Source organism: Janthinobacterium psychrotolerans (genome assembly GCF_001677885.1).
GTDB lineage: Bacteria > Pseudomonadota > Gammaproteobacteria > Burkholderiales > Burkholderiaceae_D > Janthinobacterium > Janthinobacterium psychrotolerans.
In genome coordinates this window covers 20,448-37,170 of the sequence record NZ_LOCQ01000061.1, presented here as the reverse complement: position 1 = coordinate 37,170, position 16,723 = coordinate 20,448, and the positions used below count along the sequence as shown (strand labels likewise).

Below are 16,723 nucleotides of genomic sequence, written 5' to 3'. Positions count from 1 at the left end.
ACTCTTACCCCGCCATCCCGCGCAGGATCAGTCCCGTAATATAGGCGCCGTAGGTGCCCAGCGCGTAGCCGAGCACGGCCAGCAGCACGCCCACCGGCGCCAGTGCCGGATGGAAGGCGCTGGCGATCACGGGCGCCGAGGCGGCGCCGCCGATATTGGCTTGCGAGCCGACCGCCATGAAGAACAGGGGGGCGCGGATCAGCTTGGCGACCAGCAGCATCAGGCCACCGTGGACGGCGATCCAGATCAGGCCCAGCAGGAACAAGAACGGTTTGTCGAACAGGGCTTTCAAGTCCATGTGCATGCCGATGGTGGCCACCAGCACGTACAACATGGCCGAGCCGATGGTCGAGGCACCGGCGCCTTCCAGGCTGCGCGCTTTTGTAAAGCTCAGCAGCAGGCCGAAGGTGGTGGCGAACACCACGATCCAGAAGAAATTCGAGGTCAGGCTGTAATCCTGCAAGCGCCATTCGGCCGGCAAGGTGTTGATCCAGGCGATGGTGGGGCCGGCCAGGAAGTGCGACAGGCCCGTCACGCCCAAGCCCACGCCGAGGATGATCATCACGTCGGTCAGGGTGGCGATGCGCGCATGCTGGGCACGGTAGCTTTCGATGCTGTCCTTGAGCGCGTTGATGGCGGACAGGTCGGCGCCGGTCCAGCGGTCGAAGGCGCCGGCGCGCCCGGCCAGGAACAGCAGCACGGCGGTCCAGACATTGGCCACCAGCACGTCGACGGCGACGAACTGGCCGAACAGGGTGGCGTCGACTTCAAATACCTCCTTCATCGCCGCCTGGTTGGCGCCGCCGCCTATCCACGAGCCTGCCACGGTGGTCATGCCGCGCCAGGTGTCACCGGCCACCGTTTCCGGATGGATCAAACGCATGGCTTCGAACGACACCAGGGCGCCCAGCATCACGCCGAGCGTGCCGGTCAGGAACATGATGATGGCCTTGGGACCCAGGCGGATGATGCCGCCGAAATCGATGGCCACGCATAGCAGTACCAGCGCGCTGGGCAGCAGGTAGTCGCGCGCCACCGCGTACAAGACCGAGGCGTTGCCGTCGATAATGCCGAAGGTGTTGAGCAGCGCAGGGATCAGGTAGCACATCAGCAGCGACGGAATATAGGTATAGAATTTTTTCCAGAAACCGGAGGTGCGCGAGGCGGACCAGAAAACGGCTCCCAGCGTCATGGCGAGCAGGCCGAGGACAACGGCGTCATTGGTGATCAGGGCGGGTGTGGCAGGTGGCATCGGCGATTCCGGTGGACGTGTCAGGGGCGGCCGGGATGCGGATAGCGGCCCCGGGCGTGGCGTGGTCGTATCGTATAGCAATGTTGGTGGCCAAACAAATTATTTGGCCGCCATCACCGAATGTTTACTTGTAAAATCAAACACATGCGCACGGCTTTGCGCACCCGGCAGGCATGCTGGCGCTGCCTGTTGCATGCAAATGATAAGCTCGTTGTCCCGTATATTTGCAGGAGGCGCCGTGGCATTTCGCTATGTAGAGTTGTCCAGAGAGGAAGCAAGAAAGCTGTTTCCCCGCACAGTCGGCTATGTCTTGTCTTTCAGCCAGTGCTTTGCCGTCGATGATGACAAGGGCGCGGTGCTGGCTTGCCTGGGCGGCAAGGGGAGTCTGGCGCCCGAGCGGGACGAACCGCCCAGCTACTACAATCTGAGCTGGGACGGCCACGTTTATGCAGCTTGCGGGCATGACAAGGTTGCCAAGGACGAGGACGGTTACCTCACCATCTTTGACCTGAACCTGGGCATCCCCGCGCCGCTGTGGCACAAGGAAGAAGAGGTGCTGCGGCTGTGGCGCGACGCGATGCAGGTACTGTACAGCGGCATGTACGGCAGAGACTCACGCGTGCGGGTGAATTTCGCCGGCCGTGCCGGCTGAACCTTTTCCCTACAGATACCGCGCCAGCAAGGCCAGGTCCAGTGATCCGTCGAGTTCGATGCGCACGAAATGCCCGCTGCCCGGCGCAACCTGGATTTCCTCGCCGGCCTCGTTGAGCATGCGGGTGATGGCGATATCGCGGTTGCCGGTCGGGTGCATCACTTCGATGCGGTCGCCGACGGCAAAACGGTTTTTCACGTCGACCCTGGCCCAGCCGTTTTCCACGCTCAGCACGTCGCCCACATACTGGCTGCGGTCCGCTTCAGAGGCGCCGCGCATGTAGTTCTGGTGGGTTTGCGTGTGGTGGCGCTGGTAGAAACCGTCGGTATAGCCGCGGTTGGCCAGGCCTTGCAGTTGTCCCAGCAGGGAAATATCGAACGGGCGTCCCGCCACCGCGTCGTCGATCGCCTGGCGATATACCTGCGCCGTGCGCGCCGCATAGTACAGCGACTTGGTGCGGCCTTCCACCTTCAGCGAGTGCACGCCGATTTTCACCAGCCGCTCGATGTGCTCGACGGCGCGCAAGTCCTTCGAATTCATGATGTAGGTGCCGTGTTCGTCTTCCAGTATCGGCATCAGCTGGCCCGGGCGCTGCGCTTCCTCGATCAGATAGGGCTGGTCGGCCAGCGGGTGGCGCGGCTGCTGGTGCAGGGCGGAAAAGGAATTGGCTTGCTGCAGCGCCTGTTCGAACTGCAGCGGGATCACCTGCATGGCGCCCAGGTCGCCGCTGGCGTCTTCGCTGGCGTGTTTCACCTTGTAGTCCCAGCGGCAGGAATTGGTGCAAGTGCCCTGGTTCGGGTCGCGGTGATTGAAGTAGCCCGACAGCAGGCAACGGCCAGAATAGGCGATGCACAGGGCGCCATGGACGAATACTTCCAGTTCCATCTCCGGACAGCGCTGGCGGATTTCCTCGATCTCGTCGAGCGACAGCTCGCGCGACAAAATCACGCGCGTCAGGCCCATGCGGTGCCAGAATTTCACGTCGGCCCAGTTGACGGCATTCGCCTGCACCGACAGGTGCACCGGCACGTCCGGCCACTTGTCGCGCACCATCATGATCAGGCCGGGGTCGGCCATGATCAGCGCATCGGGCCGCATGGCGATCACCGGTTCCATGTCGCGCAGATACGTTTTCAGCTTGGCGTTGTGGGCGAAGATATTGCTGGCGACAAAGAACTGCTTGCCGCGCGCATGCGCGCCTTCGATACCCTCCTGCAGCGCCTGCAAGGTGGAAAAGTCGTTATTGCGCACGCGCAGGCTGTAGCGCGGCTGCCCCGCGTAGACGGCGTCGGCGCCGTAGTCGAAGGCGGCGTGCATCTTGGCCAGCGAGCCGGCAGGCAGGAGTAATTCGGGAGCGTGGCGCATGGCAAGGATAGGCAAAGCCGGCGATTGTAGGCTGGGGGCGGCACAAATGCCTTGCCTTGGGTCAAGAGATTACTGTTGCATTTCGTGATCTGGGAGTGACAAATGGTAAAGGAATGCTTGTGACAATTCCACTTTTAAATGATAATGGTTCTCATTTAATGGTGAGGGGTTCCGGGTGGAGGTCAGTGTCGAGAGTCTGTATCGTGAGCACCGCTCCTGGCTGAACAGCTGGCTGCGGGCGCGGCTCGGGCATTGCTCGCACCGTGCCGCCGATTTCGTGCAGGATACCTTTGTACGCATCTTGCAGTCCGGCACCAGCGCCGCCGAGATCGCGCAACCGAAATCCTACCTGGCCACCATCGCGCGCGGCCTGATGGTTGACCATTTCCGCCGCAGCGACCTGGAGCAGGCCTACCTGGCCGAACTGGCGCACATGCCGGAAGCGCTGCAGCCTTCGCCCGAGGAACGCGCCATCCTGCTGGAAACCTTGCTGACCATCGACCGCATGCTGGCCGGGCTGGGGCCGAAAGTGCGCCAGGCCTTCCTGCTGGCGCAGATCGACGGCCTCGACTATGCGACTATTGCGCAGGAGCTCGACGTGTCTGTCAGCAGCGTCAAACAATATATGCGCAAGGCCGTCTTGCAATGTCTGAAATGTCTGTAAATCCGTCGGACGTCGAAGACCCGCACCTGGAAGCGGCGGCCGAATGGTTTGTGTCGCTGGCGGAGGAGGGCGGCGCCGAAGCGCTGCGCCGCTGGCAGCTGTGGCATGACGCGGCGCCTGCGCACCAGCAGGCGTGGGCAAAGGTCGAGCGGCTGCAAAGCCTGCTGGCCGGCGCGCCCTTGCAGGCGGCCCACGTGTTGCGTGTGCCTGTGCGCGAAGCACAGAAGCGCGAACGCAGGTCACGGCGCCAGCTGATGGCCTGCATCGGCGTGGCCTTTACCACCGGCATGGGTTGGGCCTTGCTGCCGGCCGCACCCGAACGCGCGCCCATCCGCTGGCTGGCCAGCGCGCGCGGCGAGCGCCGCCTGGTGACCTTGCCCGATGGCGGGCTTGCCTGGCTCGGCTCGAACACGCGCGTCGGCCTGGCCTACGATGGACAGCGCCGCGATATCTACCTGGCCCAGGGCGTGCTGCAGCTGACCACCGGCAGCGACGCGCGGCAACGCCCCTTGCGCATCGTCTCGCGCGATGGCGTGGTGCGCCCGCTGGGCACGCGGTTGACGATCAGCCAGTTTGCCGCGCATACCGTGCTGACGGTGCAGCAGCACGCGGCCCAGGTGCAGGCGCCAGGCGGCACCATGGCGACGGTGCGGGCTGGCCAGCGCGTGCGCTTTGCCAGCACCGGCTGCGGCCGCGTGCAGCAGGCAACGGTTGCCGACGATGCCTGGACCCGCGGCTTGCTGATGGCGCTCGATATGCCCTTGCCGGAATTTGCCGCCCAGTTTGCCCTGTATTCGGGGCAGGCGGTCGAGGTGGCGCCGGCCCTGGCCAGCCGCCGTGTTTCCGGCACTTATCAGATCGATGCGCCGGAACGCTCGCTCGCCACCCTGGCCGAGGTGCTGGACCTGCGCGCCGAACGCAGCGCGTCGGGCTGGCGGCTGCGTCCTCGTTAAAATAATTTTGCCAGGGGCTGTACTTTTTTGCCGCTGCTTCGGCCTACAGACAAGCCCATTATTTGTAGACGACAAAATGACCCCTGTTTTCGATAGCGCTGTCCCCGCTTCTGCTTCTGCACGCACTTTACGTCCCTTGCTGGCGGCTTTGTTGAGTGCCGGCATTATCCTGCCCGGCTTTGCCGCCGAGACGGCGCCCGTCAGCGCCGTGCGCGCGGCGCCGGCCAGGTCCTATGCGCTGGCGCCGGCGCCGCTGGCCGATGTGCTGAACCGCTTTGCCGCCGAGTCCGGCGTCATCCTGGTGTTTGACGCGGCCCTGCTGCAGGGGGTGCAGTCGCGCGGATTGCAGGGAAAATACGATGTGCCGTCGGGCTTCCAGGCCCTGCTGGCCGATGCGACATTTGAAGCCGTGATGAGCGCCTCGGGCGGCTATATCGTGCGCGCCCGTCCTGTTGCCGCGCCTGCGCGCGACGAACGCTCGGCGGCCGAAAAGCGGCCGGCGCACACCTTGTCGGGCATTACCGTCGAAGCGACGACCTTGCCGACGGTCGAGCGCATGGACCGCGAAATGCTCCGCAACATGCCGGCCATTAACGGCGACCTGACCAGCCAGCTCAAACTCAACCCGAACATCCAGTACAGCGAAGCGTCGCTGGCCTCGGCCACCGGCGGGGAAATCGCGCCGGCCGAGATCAGCATCCACGGCGCCAAGGCCTACCAGAATGAAATCCTGGTCGATGGCATTTCGATTGCCAACGATCTCGATCCTGGCAATAAAGTGACCACCACCAGCGTCGACCAGATTCCGGGCGGCGCGCAGGCGCTGGCCATCGACAGCAGCATCCTGTGCGAGGTCGACGTCAAGGATTCCAATGTGTCGGCCGAGTACGGCCGTTTTACGGGTGGCGTGGTCAGCGCCACCGTTTGTTCGGCGCGCAAGAAGTTCGGCGGCAATGTGTCGGTGGGCTACAGCTCGTCGAGCTGGAGCAAGCTGTTCATCGACCCGGCGCGGCAGGAGGAATTCGAAGGCTCGAGCAATGCCGATTTGCAGCCCCACTTCAGGAAGTGGACCTATAAAACCACGCTCGAGGCGCGGCCCGGCGACAGCTGGGGCGTGCTGATGAATGTGGTGCGCAGGAAATCCGAAATTCCGCTCAAGCGCTTTACCACCGAAAACGCCACCACCACCGCCAGCCGCGAAGTCACCCAGACCCGCCAGCAGGATACCGTGCTGCTCAAGGCCGACTACTCGCCGGCGGACAGCCGCCACAAGGGCGAAGTGACGATGGTGTATGCGCCATCGTCGAATACCTATTTCATGGAGAACTACCGCGACAGCAATTACACCATCGATGCGGGCGGCCTGAACCTGAGCGGCAAGTGGGAGTCGCGCTACGACCTGGCCAGAGTGACGCAGCAGCTGTCGTATTCGAAGAACGAGCAGTCGCGCCGCAGCGATGCCGATTATTACCGCGCCTGGCGCTGGTCGACCGACAAGAACTGGGGCGACCCTGCGAACGGCACCAATCCCACCAGTGGCGAAGGCGCGCGCGGCGATATCGACCAGGAAATCCAGACCATGCAGTACAAGCTGCGCGCGGCGTTCGAACCCTTTAACCTGGGCCAGACCCGCCACCGGGCCACGGTGGGCGCCGAACTGCGCCGCCAGGAAGCCAATTACGAGCGCCTGAAAGACCATTTCTACTATCTGACACTGGCCAACCTGCCAACCACCGGCACCGCTTCCCGCTGCACCTTGCCCAACGGTACGGTCGATACGCAAGCGTGTTCGGCCACCAGGACGCCGCGCCTGAACCTGGGCCAGTATTTTGGCCGGCTGATGGTGTATCACGCAGGCAAGTTCGATATCGAGAGCAACGCCTGGGCCGCGTATGCGGAAGACGAGGCGACCTGGCGCAACCTGACCCTGCGCGTCGGCGTGCGCGGCGACAGGGACAGCCTGGCCGGCGGCACCAACTTCGCGCCGCGCCTGAAACTGGGCTGGCAGGTCAACGATCCTTTGTACCTCGATGTCGGCGCCAACCGCTACTACGGCCGCAATCTGTTTGCCTATGCGCTGCAGGAAAAAGCCAACACCCTCTTGACCACGCAAACGCGCAGCAACAACCTGGTGTGGGGCGCGGCCACCACCAGCAAGCCGCTGAACCGCCTGGAAGACATGAAGTCGCCGTATGACGACGAACTGACCGCCGGCCTCACGTATGAATCGGACCTGCTGGCCGGCCCCTTGAGCGTGCGTTTTACGCACCGCGACGGCAAGGACCAGGTGGTACGGCTGTTGCGCTCGGGCCAGGCCGATTGCAACAGCAACAGCTGCTATATCTTCAGCAATGACGGCGGCAGCGTGACCAGGGACATCACCGTCAGCTGGTCCAATGCGCGCGCCTTCAAGATCGGCGACACGGCCAACCGCCTGTGGGTGGCCTTCAACAAGAGCGACGTCAAATCCAATTATGCGACCTATGCGGAAAACTACAGCAGCGCCATGCTGCGTGACGACCTGATCCGCTACGACGGCAAGGTGATACGCTATTCGGACCAGCCGGCGCAAAACTACAACCGGCCGTGGACCTTGCGCATCGGCGCCATGACCACCTGGCCTGCGCATAGCTTGAGCATCAGCAATATTTTGCGCATGCGCGGGGGCTACGAGCAGATTTTGCGTAACGGCAATTTTGTGTACCAAGGCACGACCCTGGAAAACTACGAGAAGACCCGCCTGCCGCAGGCCAGCGCCATCGATACCGTGCTGAACTGGAACCCGCGGGTCTACCGCAACCAGCGCCTCGATGTGAAACTGACCATCGAAAACATCACCAATGAAAAGAACAAGATGACCGTCAGCGACACCTATGCCACCTACGAGCGCGGCCGCACCTTTGCGCTGGAGATCGGCTATGGCTTCTAAGATGTTTACTACACCCAAAAAAATGCAGGCCATCGCGCTCTTGACCCTGTGCGTTGCGGTACTGGCGCCAGCGATGGCCGCTACCGCTGAAGCATTCCGCTGGGACAGCAAGGTGCGGCGCGGCCAGCTGGCCAATGGCTTCACGTATTACATCGTTGACAGCGCCGCCGATGCCGGCAAGCCGGTATCGCAGCCGGTGGCGCTGCAGCTGCTGGTGCGGGTCGGCTCGCTCGATGAAAAGGATGACCAGTCCGGCGTGGCGCACATGGTCGAGCACATGGTGTTTCAAGCCACCAGGGGCCATCCCGAGGGCCTGAAGACCCATATGGAAAGCCTGGGCTGGCGCATCGGTTCGCACTACAACGCGCAAACCAATTTCGAGCGCACCTTGTATTACCTGACGGCGCCACCTGGCCGTGTCGCCGCGGGCCTGGGCGTGCTGGGCGAGATTGCCGGCGGCGCGCTGATACCGGCCGATGGTCTCGAACGCGAGCGCCAGATCATCCTCGAAGAATGGCGCACCAAGCTCGGCGTGCGCGAACGCATGGACCGCCAGCGCCGCGCCATGCTGCGCGAAGGCTCTTTGTATCCGCAGCGCCCGACCATCGGCACGCAGACAAGCATCCGCCAGCAGCCGGCGGACAATTTGCGCCAGTTCTACCGCGACTGGTATCGCCCTGGCAACATGGCCCTGATTATCGTCGGCAAGGTCGACGCCGCCGCGCTCACCCCCGTGATCGAGCGCCACTTCGGCGCCCTGGTGCCGGCCGCTTTGCCGCAACGCAATTCGCCCGATCCCGTGCTGCGCGAGCAGCTGCGCATCACACGATTGCAGGACGCGGAAAGCGGCACCAGCCAGGTAGGCTGGATCACCCGTTTCACGGTCGACAAACGCCAGGATGAGGCCGGCCTGCGCGAGCGCATTATCGACCGCATCGCCGAGCGCAGCCTGCGCTCCCTGGTGCGCGAATCGGCCGACAGCCTGCCCGCTGGCGTCACCTCATTGACCGTCAGCAAGGGTGAGCTCGGCGAATCGACTTCGTCGCTGGGCTTTGCCGCCAGCGTGGCGGTCGACGCGCACCGGGCCGGCATGGAGCAGATTTTGCTGGTGCAGGAGCGCCTGCGACGCCATGGGCTGAACACTGCCGATATCGAACGCGAAATGGCCGATGTGCGCCGCCTGAACGGCAAGGGGCCGGCGCAACAGGGGGCGCGCGACTTCAACGGCTGGCTGCAAGTGCTTGTCGAAGCGGTGCAGGCCGAGCGGGCGCTGCAGGACCCGCTGCAAAAACAGGCGCAGATCGGCCGCATCCTCGATGGCTTGCGCCCCGCCGACATCAATGCGCGCGCGCTGCAGTGGATCGACGCGCCGGACCGCGCGCTGTTCATGCTGGCGCCGGGCCTGAGTCCATTGACCTTGCCATCGCAAGCGGAGGTGCTGGCGGCGCAGCAAAAAATTGCCTCGGCACCGTTGCCGCCCCTGCTGAAGCCGGCGCCGGTGGCCACCGCCGCCAGCATGCCGCAGCTGTCGTCCAGTGGCCAGATCGTGCGCCAGGATGAACTGGGCAGCGGCGTGCAGCGCTGGACCCTGGATAACGGCGATGTGCTGGTGTGGCAAGCAACGCCGCAGGATCAGAAAGATCAGCTGGTGCGCTTTGCCGCCCACTCGCAGGCCGGCTACCGCTTTGCCGGTGCGCCGGCGTGGCAATGGCAGCTGGCGGCCCAGCTGGGCCGCGACGCCGATGTGAGCGGCCAGACGCCGGGCGAACTGGCGCGCTGGGCGGCGCAGCACAAGGTAAAACTGTCGCAGCAGCAAAGCGCGACCCAGCTCAGCTACACCGCCCAGGTAGCCCCCGCGCAGCTGGAAGACCTGCTGCGCCTGTATGCGGCGGGTCAGCTGGAAAGCGAGATCGGTCTGGAAGCGCTCACCGGTGTCGGCCAGCAGCTGGCGCGCCAGGCGGCGCGCCGTCCGGACAGCGCCGGCGAGCGCGCCGGCCGCGAAATGAGTGTGCTGCGCTATGGCGAGCTGCCGCTGGACGGCTATCCCGATCCTGGCGCCCTGAAACAATTGATGACGGAACAGGGCTTGCAGACGGTGCGCGGACAATGGCTGCAGCTGCGCCGCCAGCCGGTGACGTATTTTGTCAGCGGCCCGTTTGACGCGGCCCAGGTACGGGACCTGGCCGAGCGCTACCTGGCCGGCATTGCGCGCCAGGGCGCCGCGCAGGCGCCAGCGGCGCTGGTGCAGCGCCCCGGTTATCGCGAAAGCCGCCTGGCCATCAGCCTCGAGCCGCAAGGCAGCGTGCGCGCCGAAGGCAGCCAGGCGATGCCATGGTCGCCGGAACGCGCCATGCGCACGGCGATCCTGTCGCGCATTGTCTACCGCAATCTGCGCCAGGAGCTGCGCGAAAAAGAAGCCGGCATCTACCGCCTCAACTACAAGCTGAGCCTGGACCCGCAAGGCCGCGCCAACAGCGAACTGTCGTTTACGGCCGCGCCGGAACGCCTCGACGCTTTATGGGCCTCGGCCAGGCGCGTGCTGGAGCGCCTGCCGCAGCAGCTCGATACCGCCATGCTGAAGGAAGAGATCGCCAAAATGCGCAGCGACGAATCGAAACGGGTGACGGACAGCACCACCCAGTTCAACCGCTTGCAGCTGAGCTACACGCAATACGGCGACGCACGCTACCTGGAAGACAGCAAGCAGCTCGCTGGCGTCTTGACGCTGGAGACCATGCGCGCGTTTGCGCAGGAGTTCAGGCTGGCGCAGGACATGGCGGTGGTGAAGGTGCTGCCGAAGCGTGCGGCAAGCAACGCTGCGGCAGCGCTGCCGTGACCAGGCACTGATCAGAACTCTTCCCAGTCCGACTCGGCGGGGGCGGCTTGCCGTGCGGGCTTGCTGGCCTTTGCCGCAGCGGGCGCCTGGGCGCGCGGCCTGGCGGCTGGCGCAGCCAGCTTGGGCCTGGGCGCGGCGCGCTGAGGCGTGATGGCCGTGGCCGCTGGCCTGGCCGGCGCACGTTCGGCGGACAACTGGAAGACGGCGACGGTCTGCAGCAATTGCCCGGCGCGGTTCTTCAGGCCGATGCCGGCGGCAGCCATCTGCTCGACCAGGGCGGCGTTTTCCTGCGTCACCTGGTCCATTTGCTGCACCGCCTCGCCGATCTGAGAAATCCCCTGGCTTTGCTCGCCGCTGGCGGCATTGATTTCCTCCATGATGTCGGTGACCCTGCGGATCGCCTCCAGTACCTCGCTCATGGTGCTGCCGGCCTGGTCGACCAGCAGCGTGCCTTCCTCGACCCGCTCCACGCTGGAAAAGATCAGCGACTTGATTTCCTTGGCCGCTTCGGCGGAACGGCCGGCCAGGCTGCGCACTTCGGTGGCCACCACCGCAAAGCCACGGCCCTGTTCGCCCGCCCGCGCCGCTTCCACGGCCGCATTGAGCGCCAGGATATTGGTCTGGAAGGCGATGCCGTCGATCACGCTGATGATGTCGGCGATCTTCCTCGACGACGCATTGATGCCTTTCATGGTATCGACCACTTTCGAGACCATCTCGCCGCCTTTGCCGGCCACGCTGGAGGCGCTCTGGGCCAGCAGATTGGCCTGGCGGGTATTGTCGGCATTCTGTTTTACCGTGGAACTGAGTTCCTCCATCGAAGCGGCGGTTTCCTCGAGCGCGCTGGCCTGGTGCTCGGTGCGCTGGCTCAGGTCATTGTTCCCCTGTGAAATCTCCGCGCTGGCCGTCGCCACTTCTTCCGAGCCTTCGCGCACGGTGGCCACGACCTCGGTCAGCGACACCTGCATGCGTGCCATGGCCGCCATCACGCTGCGCTGGTCGCCGTTGCGCACCGCCAGCGGCACGCTCAGGTCGCCTGCCGCCACTCTGGCCGCCATCTCGGACAACTGCGCCGGTTCGGCTCCCAGGGCTTGGCCCAGGTCGCGCACGATCAGCCAGCCGACAACGCCGCCGATCAATATCATGGCCGCGCCCAGCACCAGCATCAGGGTACTGGAGGTATTGGCCAGGGACTGTGCGTCGAGCGCCAGTTTTTCGGCGATATTTTTCTGGAATGTGCGCGAATCGTCCACCGCCTTGAAGACCACGGTTTGCGAGGCACGCACCTCGCCCAGCAGCGACTTCATGGCCGCGTCTTTCTGGCCATCGGCCGCCAGTTGCACGACATGGTCGATGGCCCGGTTATACATCGGCCGGTTATCGTTGAGCGTCTTCAGCAGTTCGATCGACGCAGGGCTCTGCAGGCTTTGTTGCAGCTTGGCGATCAAGGCAGCGTTGGCCGCACGCAAGGCCGTGATCCTCGATTTTTCTTCCGCGCGAAAGGCAGCGTCATCGGTGATGACGGCGTTGCGCACGCGCCTGGCGATTTCATTGAGATTGTCCTTAATCTCCGTAAATTGCGCGACCTTGACCATGCGGTTATTGGCCATTTCATCCACGGTCGTGCTCAGCGCATGCAGCCTGATCATGGCGATCACGGCAATGACAAAGCCCAGCACGATAACGGCGCCAAAGCCCAGTGCCAAACGGGTGCTGACCCTGGTATTTTTTAAAATCGACATACATTCTCCACAGAACATTGATAAAAAATGTTCAGGCTAAATTTTCAAGACAGACAGGGGTAGGCCGCAGCAAGTGGCGGCGTATGTACAACTTCTGATCGGACGGAATGGGTAAGGCGGCAGGGTTGAGGCCAGGACAGATGTTCAGTAATCAAAACATCATGTGCATGGAGCTTACGTAGTTTCTATTCGGCAATCAAGCGCTATCTGCATTTCGTGCTGAATTGAAACGGTCTTGTCCTCTGTGGCTTATATCGGCTTGCGCAATAAACGACACAAAGCCGGCACCTGCCTCCATTTCGCCAGAAATGGTCAGAATAATCTGGTGTAGCTGTCAGATATGCATCAAAATTAATTCGTCTTGGCAACTAGCGACAGCCGTTGCTACTGCAAGGCCGTGATGATGACGGAGACAACCATGAACCTGAGCACACCAGCGCGCGCAGTTTTTTTTCTCGGTGCCTGCCTGTATGGCGCCACTGTACTGGCGGCCGGGGACGACAGCAGCGACAGCGGCGACAGCGGCGACAGCGACAAGATTGCCACCGACCGGCCCGATTTCGTCGAATCAAGTGACGTGGTGGGCAAGTACCGATTTCAGATCGAAACGAGCGTGGCGCTGGAACGCAACAAGGTAGATGGTTTCAAGGAACGCACGTTCAGCACGCCCACCTTGCTGCGCTATGGCGTGTCGGACAATCTGGAATTGCGCGCCGAGACCGATGGCCGGCTGGTCGCAAGGACTGACGACCTGGTCGCCGGTACGCGCGTGACCGAGCGCGGCTATGGCGACCTGTCGCTGGGCGTCAAATGGCATGCCCTCGACGAAGCGGGCCTGACGCCGTCGCTGGCCGTGCTGGCCCACGTCGACCTCGATTCTGGTTCCGCCCGCTTCCGCGGCAAGGGCGCGCGTCCCTCGCTGCGCGCGGTGGCCGAGTGGGAACTGCCGCACGACATGTCGCTGGGCATCATGCCCGGCGTGCTGCTAGACAAGAACGACGCCGGCCGCCGCTACACGGCTGGCATCCTCGGCGTGGTGGTGGGCAAGGAGTGGAACGAGCGCTGGCGCAGCTTTGTCGAAGTGGCCGCGCCGCAGATCGCGCGTGCCAGGAACGGTGGCAGCCTGGTCACCCTCGACGTGGGTGCCGCCTATCTGCTGACCAGGCATTGCCAGCTGGATACCGCCATTGCGCGCGGCCTGAACCGCAATACGGCGGACTGGAGCTGGACCATCGGCCTGTCGCTCAAGCTGTAGCCTGCTGGCGCATTTCCTGTTCCTTGCCACTGATCCCACCTGCGAGCGCCCCATGAATTTATCCATCAAGAAAAAACTCCTGCTCTCCAACCTGGCGAATCTGGTCTTTGTGGCCTTGGTGGGCGTGATCGGCTATGTTGCGGTGCAAACACTGAACGGTTCGATGGACGCGATCCAGTCCAACGGCGCGACGATCAAGAACCAGTTGCAGGCGGACCAGGCCCATGACGCCTTGCGCGCCGACGTGTTGGCCGCATTCCTGGCCAGCGCACGCCAGGATCCCAAGGAGATGCAGCAAGTCACGCAGGATACCCAGGAGCATATGGAGTTGCTGCGCAGCCGTATCAAGGCGCTGGAAAGCGGCACCACCGATCCCGCCATCCTCAAGGCCATCGCCCAGGTGCGGCCCGATATCGTTGCCTATCTTGATGCGTGCGCCAGCATCGTGCCTGCGGCACTGGCCGACGCCGCCGCGGCGCAGGGCCGCTTCGGCGCCTTCACGACCGCTTTTCGCACGCTGGAAAAAAGCATGGCCGAGCTGAGCGAATTGATCGAAAAAGATTCCGCCGCCGCACAAGAGGAGGGCGACGCCGCCGCCATGGCGTCGAGCCGCAACATGCTGCTCGCGGCCTTGCTGTCCGGCGTGCTGGCGCTGGCCATCGGTCATGTGATTTCTCGTTCGATCACGCAGCCGCTGGACCAGGCCATCGTCTTTGCGGCCCGCATCGCCGACGGCGACCTGGGCACCCGCCTGGCGCAGCAGGCGGGCGACGAGACCGAAATCGGCCGCCTGAGGCTGGCGCTGCAGGACATGCAGGACAGCCTGCGCAAGATCGTTGCCGAGGTACGCAGCGGCACCGACACCATCGCCACCGGTTCGGCCGAGATCGCCAACGGCAACCTGAACCTGTCGGCGCGTACCGAGCAGCAGGCCAGCTCGCTCGAGGAAACCGCCGCCTCGATGGAACAGCTGACCTCCACCGTCAAGAACAATGGCGACAGCGCGCGCCAGGCCAACGAGCTGGTGCAGGCGGCCGCGCAGGTGGCGGTGCGCGGCGGCCAGGTGGTGGCGCAAGTGGTCGATACCATGGCCGAGATCAATGCCTCGTCGTCGAAGATCGTCGAGATTATCGGCGTGATCGACGGCATCGCCTTCCAGACCAATATCCTGGCGCTGAACGCCGCCGTCGAAGCGGCGCGGGCAGGTGACCAGGGGCGCGGCTTTGCGGTGGTTGCGTCGGAAGTGCGTGGCCTGGCGCAGCGCTCGGCCGCCGCCGCCAGGGAAATCAAGACATTGATCGACGCCTCGGTCGAACGGGTCGGCGCGGGCAGCCGCCTGGTTGCCCAGGCCGGCAGCACGATGGACGAGGTGGTCAGCAGCGTGCAACAGGTCAGCAGCATGATGGGCAATATCGCCACCGCCGGCCTGGAGCAGGAATCGGGCATCGAACAGATCAACCAGGCCATCGGCGCCATGGACGGCGTGACGCAGCAGAACGCCGCGCTGGTCGAGCAGGCCGCCGCTGTGGCCGCTTCACTGCAGGAGCAGTCGGCGCAATTGCTGCAGGTGGTCAGCGTGTTTCGCTTCGAGCGCCAGGGGTGACTTGCGCCGACTTCGGTCAGGCAGGTTTGCCCAGTTCCGTTGCCAGGAATTTTTCCAGCGCCTCCAGCGACTTGCCCTTGGTTTCGGGCAGGCAGGTGGCGACAAAGATCAGCGACACCACATTGATGCCGGCGAACACAAAGAAGGTGGCACTGCCGAACTGCGCCATGGCGACCGGGAACAGCAGCGCCACCAGGCCATTGAACACCCACTGGCAGGCCACGGCGGTGCCGGTCAGCACGCCGCGCAAGTGCATCGGGAACAGTTCCGACATCAGCAACCAGTACACGGGCGAAATCAGCATCTGCATGAACAGCAAAAAGCACAGGATGCAGAACAGCGCGGCGTAACTTTTCATGATTCCCTCTGGCATGAACAGCAGCACGGCGCCCAGCGCGGCCTGGGTGGCGATCACGAAACCGAGACCGGTGATCATCATCGGCCGGCGTCCATGCTTGCCGATCAGCCAGATACCGATAAAGGTGGCGATCAGCGCCACCACGCCATTGCCGATGGTGGCGGTCAGGGCCGCATTGGTGCCAAGACCCGTCGACTTCAGGATGATGGGCGTGAAATACATGAAGGCGTTGACGCCCGTAAATTGCGCGACGAAACCGAGGCCGATGCCGATCCACAGCAGTTTGCGTATCCAGGGCGTGCCGAGCACGGCCGTCCAGCCCGTCTGTTCATGCTCGATCTTGTTGAGCTTGACCATCTCGGCCAGTTCCAGTTCGATCTGCTTGTCGCTAGCACGGATCTGTTCCAGCACGGCGCGCGCTTCTTTCATGCGGTTCTTGCTGGCCAGCCAGCGTGGCGAGGCAGGCACGAACAGCATGCCCAGTCCCAGCAGGATGGCCGGCACGGCAGCGATCGCCAGCATATAGCGCCACACATGCGGCGAACCGGAAAAATGCGCCAGCGCAGCGTTGAGGATATACGCGATCAACTGGCCGCCGACGATCATCAGCTCGTTCTGGCTGACCAGCCTGGCGCGCCGGCTCGGTCCCGCCATCTCGGCGATAAAGACCGGCACCGTGGACGAGGCGCCGCCGACGGCAATGCCCAGCACGAAGCGCATGACGACCATGATCGCCACCGACGGCGCGAGGGTGGTGCCGAGCACGCCGATCAGGAACACCAGCGCCAGGCCCATCAGCGTGGTGCGCCGGCCGTACCTGTCCGATAAGGTGCCGGCCATCAGCGAGCCGATCGCTGCGCCAAATACCAGCGCCGAGGTAACGACGCCTTCCGTGACGGGAGTGAGGCCCAGCCCGCCTTGGGCAAGTGGCGTGCTCATGAAGGGCAGGGCGCCCGAGATGACGCCGGTGTCGTAGCCGAACGCCAGCGCGCCCATGGTGGCGGCGATGGCGACCTTGAACACGAAGCGGCTTTCCTTGGTGTCGGGCGGCATCGCCGCAGCGGCCGGTTGTGCAGTGGAAAGCATGAATGAATATCCTTCTGGAGTGATGTGG

The 16,723-nt window shown here is 63.9% G+C and carries 11 protein-coding genes; 7 read left to right on the top strand and 4 right to left on the bottom strand.

Annotated elements, in window-relative coordinates:
* Positions 1-4 precede the first annotated feature (4 nt).
* Complete coding sequence (locus ASR47_RS22250) at positions 5-1,252, bottom strand: DUF819 family protein (protein WP_065310001.1); 1,248 nt, start codon at positions 1,250-1,252, stop codon at positions 5-7.
* Between the two features lie 238 nt (positions 1,253-1,490).
* On the opposite strand from ASR47_RS22250, the gene ASR47_RS22245 reads away from it, so the two are divergent.
* On the top strand, positions 1,491-1,904 hold the full coding sequence (locus ASR47_RS22245; protein ID WP_150127936.1) for a hypothetical protein: 414 nt from the start codon (positions 1,491-1,493) through the stop codon (positions 1,902-1,904).
* A 9-nt stretch (positions 1,905-1,913) separates the two neighbouring features.
* Here ASR47_RS22245 and trhP read toward each other — a convergent pair whose 3' ends face one another.
* Complete coding sequence (gene trhP / locus ASR47_RS22240) at positions 1,914-3,269, bottom strand: prephenate-dependent tRNA uridine(34) hydroxylase TrhP (protein ID WP_065309999.1); 1,356 nt, start codon at positions 3,267-3,269, stop codon at positions 1,914-1,916.
* A gap of 175 nt (positions 3,270-3,444) precedes the next feature.
* On the opposite strand from trhP, the gene ASR47_RS22235 reads away from it, so the two are divergent.
* The 4 genes from ASR47_RS22235 to ASR47_RS22220 all read left to right on the top strand — a co-directional run bounded on the left by ASR47_RS22235 (position 3,445) and on the right by ASR47_RS22220 (position 10,651).
* The gene (locus ASR47_RS22235; RefSeq protein ID WP_065309998.1) at positions 3,445-3,933 is read left to right on the top strand and encodes a sigma-70 family RNA polymerase sigma factor; all 489 of its coding nucleotides are present in this window, start codon (positions 3,445-3,447) and stop codon (positions 3,931-3,933) included.
* On the top strand, positions 3,915-4,886 hold the full coding sequence (locus tag ASR47_RS22230; RefSeq protein ID WP_082989109.1) for a FecR domain-containing protein: 972 nt from the start codon (positions 3,915-3,917) through the stop codon (positions 4,884-4,886). Before ASR47_RS22235 ends, ASR47_RS22230 begins: the two co-directional genes overlap by 19 nt.
* 151 nt (positions 4,887-5,037) lie before the next feature.
* On the top strand, positions 5,038-7,815 hold the full coding sequence (locus ASR47_RS22225; protein WP_065309996.1) for a TonB-dependent receptor: 2,778 nt from the start codon (positions 5,038-5,040) through the stop codon (positions 7,813-7,815).
* Between the two features lies 1 nt (position 7,816).
* The gene (locus tag ASR47_RS22220) at positions 7,817-10,651 is read left to right on the top strand and encodes a M16 family metallopeptidase (RefSeq protein WP_065309995.1); all 2,835 of its coding nucleotides are present in this window, start codon (positions 7,817-7,819) and stop codon (positions 10,649-10,651) included.
* An 11-nt stretch (positions 10,652-10,662) separates the two neighbouring features.
* Here ASR47_RS22220 and ASR47_RS28245 read toward each other — a convergent pair whose 3' ends face one another.
* A complete protein-coding gene (locus tag ASR47_RS28245) occupies positions 10,663-12,393 on the bottom strand; it encodes a methyl-accepting chemotaxis protein (RefSeq protein WP_065309994.1) in 1,731 nt (576 codons plus the stop codon).
* Positions 12,394-12,811: 418 nt separating this feature from the next.
* On the opposite strand from ASR47_RS28245, the gene ASR47_RS22210 reads away from it, so the two are divergent.
* Both ASR47_RS22210 and ASR47_RS28240 read left to right on the top strand, forming a co-directional pair.
* Positions 12,812-13,648 (top strand): transporter, encoded by an 837-nt coding sequence (locus ASR47_RS22210; RefSeq protein WP_082989106.1) that lies wholly within the window; start codon positions 12,812-12,814, stop codon positions 13,646-13,648.
* Positions 13,649-13,700: 52 nt separating this feature from the next.
* The gene (locus ASR47_RS28240) at positions 13,701-15,251 is read left to right on the top strand and encodes a methyl-accepting chemotaxis protein (RefSeq protein ID WP_065309993.1); all 1,551 of its coding nucleotides are present in this window, start codon (positions 13,701-13,703) and stop codon (positions 15,249-15,251) included.
* A 16-nt stretch (positions 15,252-15,267) separates the two neighbouring features.
* Here the strand turns inward: ASR47_RS28240 and ASR47_RS22200 are convergent, their stop codons facing one another.
* Positions 15,268-16,695, bottom strand: a complete 1,428-nt coding sequence (locus ASR47_RS22200) for a sugar porter family MFS transporter (RefSeq protein WP_065309992.1) — start codon at positions 16,693-16,695, stop codon at positions 15,268-15,270.
* Positions 16,696-16,723 lie beyond the last annotated feature (28 nt).